The following is a 7,896-nucleotide window of genomic DNA, read 5'->3' as shown; positions in this document are numbered from 1 at the left end:
GAGATCATCGAGTTCTGCCGCGGGACGCTCGCGGCATACAAGGTGCCCCGCCTCGTCCAGTTCGTCGACGACGTCCCGAAGACGAGCACCGGCAAGGTCATGCGCCGGATGTTGAAGACGCTGGATGGCGACTCCGGCCGATGAACTGCCGAACCCGGCCGCTTCCGACCGGTGACGGCTGCGGAGCGACCCGTTGCAGGCGGGCGTCGATCCGCCGGAGCCACTTCTCCATCAGTTCCACGCCACGGCCATCGCCGAGGTCCGCTGCCTCGATGAGCCCCGTGGACCGATGCAGGACGATGAGCGTGGCGTCGAGATAGTCGGCGAGGAATCGGTCGAAGGGATAGTCGTTCACTCCGTTGGCGACCAGCTCGGCGTGGTAGCCAGCGAGGAGCTCGTCGACCACGGATTCGGGTACGTCGTGCTGCAGCGACGACATCATGAAGTAGGCGACGTCGACCACGACGGGTCCGGGTGTTGCGGTCTGCCAGTCGATGAGGGCCCCGACCGAACCATCGGGACCGAAGAACATGTTGTCGAGGCGGGCGTCGCCATGCAGCAAGCACTGCGGGACCTCGACACGCTGTCTCTTCACCCGCTCGACCCCCGTCGCGCTCAGTGATTCATACAGAGCAACAGAGTGCGGCGAGAAGTACGGAGCCGCCGCGTCCAGGAACTTCTCGCGACCGTTGAGATAGAGCGCGTGGACGAGCCGCGGGATGGTGTCGGGCCCCTTGGTCCAATGCACGTCCGGCACACTCACCGCTCCCCATGTCGCAGCGTGCAGACGGGCGAACACCGACAACGCCGCGGCAGCTCGTTCCGGCGACGCCCCGGCGACCTGGTCGCCGATCTCACCGTCGGCGAGGTCCTCGATCAGCATGACGCACGGCGGAACGAACGACTTGCCCTGCTCTCGCATGATCAGTCTGCGCAGCAACCAGAGGGGGAAACGATCGACCTTGATCGTCTGGGCGCGCATCTTCGGCTCGTGGCCGTCGGCCTCGTAGATGGCGCTGTAGACCTTCGGTTTCGGGATGTCGATCGCAGGCAGGATGTCGGAGTACACGCGAACCTCGCGCTCGTACACGCCGATCGCCCGACCGGCGGCCCGGTTCCGGTCGACCGGAGTAGGGATCTTCGCGATCATCGTTGCCGGGCCAACCGGACCGTCGTACGACAGCGCGAGCCGAGCGAGCACGCCCATGAAGCCCTCGCCTTCACCGAGGATGGTCTGGTCGACCGCAGTCACGGTCGAGTCCGGGCCGATCGTGCCCGATCGCCGAAGCTCATCGGTCAGCCAGGCCGGCGTGAACCCCTCGAGCGTTGTCGGTGTCGGTGCCCCCATGCAACAAGTCCTTCTCTTCGTTGGAACGGAGCGACGGCCGTTCGGTCCCCGTTTGCAGCTCTTGCGAGCTATCGCCCTCCGCCGTCGACGCGCATCAGCGTGCCGGTGGTGAACGAGCTGGTGCGGCTGGCGAGGTACAGGGCTGCGCCGACGATCTCGTCGGGTTCGCCACCTCGCTTCAGTGCCAGATTGATCTGTGCGTCCTTCTCGAAGGCGTCCATGTTCCAGTGGTCGGAGATGTCGGTGAGGAACGGTCCGGCGATGATGCAGTTCACTCGCACCGACGGGCCGAGCGCGAACGCAAAGGAACGGGTGAGCGCGTTCAGTCCCGCTTTGGCGGCGCCGTACGGTTCGGCTCCCGGCATGGGACGCTCGGCGGCGACGCTGCTGACGTTGATGATCGATCCGCCACCGTCGGCGACCATCCGCTCGCCGACGACGGCCATCAATCGGAACGGTCCCTTGAGGTTGACCCCCACCACCTTGTCGAAGAGCTCTGACGAGAGATCGCTGATCTTGTCGTAGAGCGGCGACATGCCGGCGTTGTTGATCAGGATGTCGATCTTGCCGAAGCGCTCGTAGGCCGCCTCGACGAGCCCGTCGATCTGATCCCAGTCCGCAACGTGGCACCCGTACGGGAGGGCCTGGCGTCCCATCGCCTCGATCTCCGTCGCGACGTCGACGCATGCGTCGACCTTGCGGCTGGTGACGACCACATCAGCGCCACGTGCGGCGAGGGCGAGCGCCATCTGGCGGCCGAGGCCGCGGCTGCCGCCGGTGATCAGGGCGACCTGGCCCGTGAAGTCCAGGAGTTCGTCGTTCATGTTGATGCCTTTTCGGTTGTGTTGAGCTGTTTCTTCACGCGTTGGCGTTCTCGCTCGTCGAGCAGGTGTCGCGTCTCGTCGGACACGTCGGCGAGGAGCACACCGGTCACGAGGTCGATCAGGTCGCTGACGAAGAGACGGTGGTCGGGTCGACGACGAGTCGCGGCGCGCCGGCCGAGTTCGTTGAAGCAGAGTGAGATGGCGGCGTAGCGACGGTGGAGCGGGAGCGTCGTGTCGGCCATGTTCGATCGGGCCAGGCGATCCCATTCGACCAGGCAGTTGTCGGCGGCACCGGTCGACGCGTTGAACCGGTCGATGTCGATGATCAGTTCGGCAACGATGCGCAGGTGCTCGCGCCCCTCGGGGACTTCGAGCATCGCCGCCGACGGACGCACCAGGGCGCCGGCGATCGAGCGCATCGACGGAACCGCTTCCGAGGCGAGGACGTCGACGAGTGCGGCTCGCCGGGCACCGACATCGTGTTCGAACGGCTCGACCACGGCTGCGACGAGCGCATCGCGATCCCCGAAGTGGTACTGCACCGCATTGGTGTTGCGATGACCGGCGGCACGAGCGACCTCGCGCAACGACACGGCGTCAACGCCCTGCTCGGCGAAGAGTCGCCGCGCTGCGTTGATCAGCCCGTCTCGACCACTCGACCCGCGTTCGTCCATGCAGCGAAGGTAACACACCAGGTCGTCGTTTTGAAACAGCTGTGTTACAGTCCGAACCACTCGCTCGATCGAGCGAACCGAACCAACTGGAGAACGCCATGGCCTGGGACTTCGAGACCGACCCCGAATTTCAAGAACAGCTCGACTGGATGGACGAGTTCGTCACCAACGAGGTGGAGCCGCTCGACCTCGTGCTGGACGACCCCTACGACAAGTCCGACGCAGCCGGCCTTGCGCTCATCACGCCGCTGCAGGAACAGGTCCGGGAACGTGGGCTGTGGGCCTGCCACCTCGGCCCCGAACTCGGTGGACCCGGCTACGGCCAGGTGAAGCTCGCGCTGATGAACCAGATCCTCGGCCGGTCCCGATTCGCTCCGAGCGTGTTCGGCTGCCAGGCGCCCGACAGTGGCAACGCCGAGATCCTCGCCCACTACGGCAGCGACGCCCAGAAGGAGCGCTACCTCCAGCCCCTGCTCGACGGCACGATCAGCTCGTGCTACTCGATGACCGAACCCCATGGCGGCGCAGACCCGACGATGTTCACCACCACCGCGGTCCAGGACGGTGACGAGTGGATCATCAACGGCGAGAAGTGGTTCTCCTCCAATGCCAAGTTCGCCAGCTTCTTCATCGTCATGGTCGTCACCAACCCCGACGTCAGCGCCTACGAAGGCATGTCGATGTTCATCGTCCCCGCCGAGACGCCGGGTGTGAACATCATCCGCAACACCGGGATCGGCAGCGAGACCGAAGCCGAGGGCAGCCATGCCTACATGCACTACGACAACGTCCGGGTGAGCAACGACCACCTGCTCGGCGACCCGGGCTCCGCGTTCGCCATCGCTCAGACCCGCCTCGGCGGCGGGCGCATCCATCACGCGATGCGCACCATCGCTCAGGTCGAAGCGGCCTTCGCGATGATGTGCGAACGAGCACTGTCACGACAGACCCGCAACGGCCCGCTCGCGTCGCTCGGCGTGGTGCAGGAACAGATCGCCGACACGTGGATCGAGATCGAACAGTTCAAGCTGCTGGTCCTGCGCACGGCGTGGAAGATCGACAAGTACAACGACTACCGCAAGGTCCGCAAGGACATCTCCGCCGTCAAGGTCGCGATGCCGAAGGTGTACCACGACGTCGCGCTGCGGGCGATGCATCTGCACGGCGCACTCGGCGTGTCGAACGAGATGCCGTTCACCGGGATGCTCATCGCCTCCGAGGTGATGGCCCTCGCCGACGGTCCCACCGAGGTGCACAAGACCACCGTGGCCCGTCAGGTCCTCCGGGAACACAAGCCCGTCGACGGACTCTGGCCCAGCGCCCACATCCCCGCCCGCAAGGCTGCCGCACGGGCGAAGTACGCCGCGTACTTCGAGCGCGAAGCCGCCGAGCACTGATCGTCTGCGCCGAGACCACCCCCGTGAGCACGAACACGATCGTCGAAGGCGTCGACCTCGATCGACTTCGCCAGTGGATGGACGAGCAGGACCTCGGGTCCGGCGAGCTCGTCGATGTGTCGCTGCTCACCGGCGGCACGCAGAACATCCTGCTCCGATTCCGTCGGGCCGACCGCGACTACGTACTGCGTCGACCACCACTGCACAAGCGATCGAACAGCGACGACACGATGCGCCGAGAGTCGCGGGTACTCGCTGCGCTCTCCGGCACCAGCGTGCCCCACCCCGACTTCATCGCGGGTGAGTCCGACCCCGAGGTGCTCGGAGCGAGCTTCTACCTGATGGAGCCGGTCGACGGGTTCAACGCAGCCGCCGCGCTCCCCGAGCCGCACCGGTCCGACCCCGCCATGCAGCGGGAGATGGGTATCGCGCTCGTCGACGGCGCCGCTTCACTCGCCACGGTCGACCATGTCGCAGTCGGGCTCGGCGACTTCGGTCGGCCCGACGGCTACCTCGAACGCCAGGTCGGTCGCTGGAGGAACCAGCTCGCGGGCTACCACGAGATCAGTGACCAGTGGATGCCCGACATCCCAGGCATCGACGACGTCGGGAACTGGCTCGATGCGAATCGCCCGGAGGGTTCGGCCCCCGGCATCATCCACGGCGACTATCACACCGCCAACGTCATGTACCGACACGACCGTCCGCAGTTGGCTGCGATCGTCGACTGGGAGCTCACCACCATCGGCGACCCGCTGATCGACCTCGGTCTCATCGTTGCCTTCCGCACTCCCGACGACGAGGCGAACGCCGGGCCGGCCGCCGACCTCGTCCAGGCGTTTCCATCCGTCGACGAACTCGTCGCCCGGTACGCAGAACGATCCGGGCGCGACGTGTCGGCGGCCGCCTGGTACGGCGTTCTCGCCTGCTACAAGACCGGCATCATCCTGGAGGGCACACACGTGCGCGCGATCGAGGGCAAGGCCCCGCAGGCGACCGGCGACGTCCTCCACGCCATCACCTTGAGCCTGTTCCGCAAGGCCAACCTTCTGATCCGTCAGTCCTGACCGAGCCGACACCACCCATTCAACAATTCACCCTTGGACCACCGAACATCACGAGGTATCTGACGCAATGTCGCTGTACGAACAATTGAAGGATCAGATCGACTTCGGGTTCGACCCCGATGACCTGGCTGCCAAGTACGCCGAGGAGCGCAACAAGCGAGTCCGTACCGACTTCGATCAGCAGTTCGTGCGAGTCGGCCCGAATGCGCGAAGTGAGAGTTTCGTCGCGGATCCGTACACCCCGCTCACACCCCGAGATGCCGTCGATGAGAACGTGGAGGTGATCGTCCTCGGAGGAGGCTGGGTCGGGTTGCTCGCCGCAGCGCGTCTCAAAGAGGCCGGGCACACAAACATTCGCATCATCGAAGGTGCGGGCGACTTCGGCGGCACCTGGTACTGGAACCGATATCCCGGCGCGCAGTGCGACGTCCAGTCCTACGTGTATCTGCCGCTGCTCGAAGAGACGGGATATGTCCCCAAGGAGCGCTACTCGTACGCGCCCGAGATCTACGAGCACGCCCAGCGGATCGGCAAGCACTTCGACCTGTACGAGGACGCTCTGTTCCACACCTGGATCACCGACATGAGGTGGGACGAAGCAGCAGCACATTGGACGGTCGCGACCAACCGTGGCGACACGATTCGAGCGCAGTTCGCGACGATCGGCACCGGACCTGCCGCCCGTCCGCGACTGCCCGGCATTCCCGGTCTCGACGACTTCACAGGCCACACATTCCACACAAGCCGCTGGGACTACGACTACACCGGCGGTGACACCACCGGCGGGCTCACCAAGCTGGCAGACAAGCGTGTCGCCGTGATCGGCACGGGCGCCACGGGTATCCAGGTCGTCCCCCACGTCGGCGAGTGGGCGAAAGAGACATACGTCTTCCAACGCACGCCGTCGACGGTGAGTCCACGGGGCAACGAGTCGACTCCCGAGTGGTTCACCGAGTCGATGCCGTCCGACTGGCAGTCCCAACTGCTGCGGGACTTCGATCAGATGTCGGCGGGCAACGCGCCGCGGGAGAAGATCCTCGAAGGCGAGTCGCTGTTCCGGATCAGGGCCTACCTCGACCAGATCAGATCACATGTCGACATGTCCACCTTCGACATCGGTCAGATGAAGGAGCTCGCCGACCTCGCCGACTACATGTGCATGACCGACGTCCGCGCACGCGTCGACGAGATCGTGACCGACAAGGACGACGCCGAACTGCTGAAACCCTGGTACGGGTTCTTTTGCAAACGCCCCACGTTCTCGGACAACTACCTGCCGACCTTCAACTGCCCGAACGTCACATTGGTCGATGTCAGCTCGACGAAGGGTGTCGAACGAATCACCGAGAAGGGCCTCGTCGCGAACGGTGTCGAGTACGAAGTGGATTGCATCATCTACGCGAGCGGGTTCGAGATCACCAGCGACTTCAAGCAGCGCATGACCGTTCCGATTCACGGCATCGGAGGCGAGCCGCTTGTCGACCACTGGGACGATGGCTATCGGACGATGCACGGCATCATGTCGCACGGCTTCCCGAACCTGTTCGTGCTCGGCGGCCTGTTCTCCCAAACGCTCAGCCCCAACTACTGCTCGCCGCTCGACGGTCAAGCTCGCCACGTCGCGTACATCGTCGACACGGTCGGCAAACGTGGAAATCGGGCCATTCAACCCTCCGCGGAAGCCGAGGAGGCGTTCGTCCACGAGCAGCTCGAGCCTGGCTACAACCCGCTGGCCGTCGTGCTCGGCGGTGCCCCCGAGACCTGCACCCCTGGCTATTACAACCAGGAGGGACGGCCGGCCGGTGAGCGTCGCGACAACCGACTGGAGGGGTACGTGCACGGGTCGGCCGCGTACTGGAGCAAGCTCGAGGGCTGGCGTGAGGACGACGAGCTGGACGGTCTCGAAGTGATCGAGGCGACGCGATGAAAGCGCTCGTCTTCAACGGTCCACGCGACATTCGCTACGAGTCCTACGACGACCCCGAGCTGACCGTCGACAACGGCGTGATCATCAAGGTCGAGAAGTGCAGCATCTGCGGATCGGATCTGCACATCTACCACGGCGACGCCATCGGCAAGGTCGACTACGCCGCGGGGCTCCAACCGTTCTGTGTCGGGCACGAGTTCATCGGCGAGGTCGTCGAAGCAGGACCGATGGTCCACAACTCGACGATCGGCGACCGAGTGTTCGTCGCCGGCGGAGCGGGCTGTGGACACTGCCGGGCCTGTCTGTCCGGCATCGGACAGTGCCGTGCAACCGTGGCGTTCGGATGTTCGGCCCGACTCCAGGGAGGCCAGGCCGAGTTCGTCCAGGTTCCGAACGCAGATCGCACGATTCGCACGATCCCCGAGTACCTCTCCGATGAACAGGCGCTCCTCCTCACCGACGCGCTCGCCACGGCCAAGTTCGGCATCGACCGCTGTGCGATCACGCCGGGCGACACCGTCGCCGTGGTCGGCCTCGGACCGATCGGCCTCCTGGGAGTCGAGCTCGCCTACATCAGCGGCGCAGCACACGTCATCGCCATCGATCCGGTCGCCGCCCGCCGCAACCACGCCGTGGAACTCGGCGCGACGCCATTGGCC

Annotated in this window: 8 protein-coding genes; 5 read left to right on the top strand and 3 right to left on the bottom strand. The window is 65.3% G+C overall.

What is annotated here, in order from left to right; translation table 11 throughout:
* A partial coding sequence (locus WBV89_RS04770; protein ID WP_423980193.1) for an AMP-binding enzyme occupies positions 1-144 on the top strand: 144 nt, incomplete at its 5' end.
* On the opposite strand, the gene WBV89_RS04765 is transcribed toward WBV89_RS04770, so the two are convergent.
* From WBV89_RS04765 to WBV89_RS04755, 3 genes are all read right to left on the bottom strand, one after another.
* Positions 98-1,348, bottom strand: a complete 1,251-nt coding sequence (locus tag WBV89_RS04765; RefSeq protein ID WP_423980190.1) for a phosphotransferase — start codon at positions 1,346-1,348, stop codon at positions 98-100. The two genes, WBV89_RS04770 and WBV89_RS04765, sit on opposite strands and share 47 nt — an antisense overlap.
* A 68-nt stretch (positions 1,349-1,416) precedes the next feature.
* Positions 1,417-2,178 (bottom strand): SDR family NAD(P)-dependent oxidoreductase, encoded by a 762-nt coding sequence (locus tag WBV89_RS04760; RefSeq protein WP_423980192.1) that lies wholly within the window; start codon positions 2,176-2,178, stop codon positions 1,417-1,419.
* Complete coding sequence (locus tag WBV89_RS04755) at positions 2,169-2,846, bottom strand: helix-turn-helix domain-containing protein (protein ID WP_423980189.1); 678 nt, start codon at positions 2,844-2,846, stop codon at positions 2,169-2,171. The genes WBV89_RS04760 and WBV89_RS04755 overlap by 10 nt, the downstream gene beginning before the upstream one ends.
* A 98-nt stretch (positions 2,847-2,944) precedes the next feature.
* Between WBV89_RS04755 and WBV89_RS04750 the strand changes: the two genes are divergently transcribed.
* The 4 genes from WBV89_RS04750 to WBV89_RS04735 all read left to right on the top strand — a co-directional run.
* Positions 2,945-4,243, top strand: coding sequence for an acyl-CoA dehydrogenase family protein (locus WBV89_RS04750; protein WP_423980188.1), 1,299 nt, complete (start codon positions 2,945-2,947; stop codon positions 4,241-4,243).
* Positions 4,244-4,320: 77 nt separating this feature from the next.
* On the top strand, positions 4,321-5,310 hold the full coding sequence (locus WBV89_RS04745) for a phosphotransferase family protein (RefSeq protein WP_423980191.1): 990 nt from the start codon (positions 4,321-4,323) through the stop codon (positions 5,308-5,310).
* Between the two features lie 67 nt (positions 5,311-5,377).
* Positions 5,378-7,237, top strand: coding sequence for a flavin-containing monooxygenase (locus WBV89_RS04740; RefSeq protein ID WP_423980187.1), 1,860 nt, complete (start codon positions 5,378-5,380; stop codon positions 7,235-7,237).
* The coding region (locus WBV89_RS04735) for an alcohol dehydrogenase catalytic domain-containing protein (protein WP_423980186.1) at positions 7,234-7,896 on the top strand (663 nt) is incomplete at its 3' end. The genes WBV89_RS04740 and WBV89_RS04735, both read left to right, overlap by 4 nt.

Source organism: Ilumatobacter sp., assembly GCF_049588435.1.
Classification (GTDB): Bacteria; Actinomycetota; Acidimicrobiia; order Acidimicrobiales; family Ilumatobacteraceae; genus Ilumatobacter_A.
This window is presented reverse-complemented; position numbering and strand designations above follow the sequence as displayed.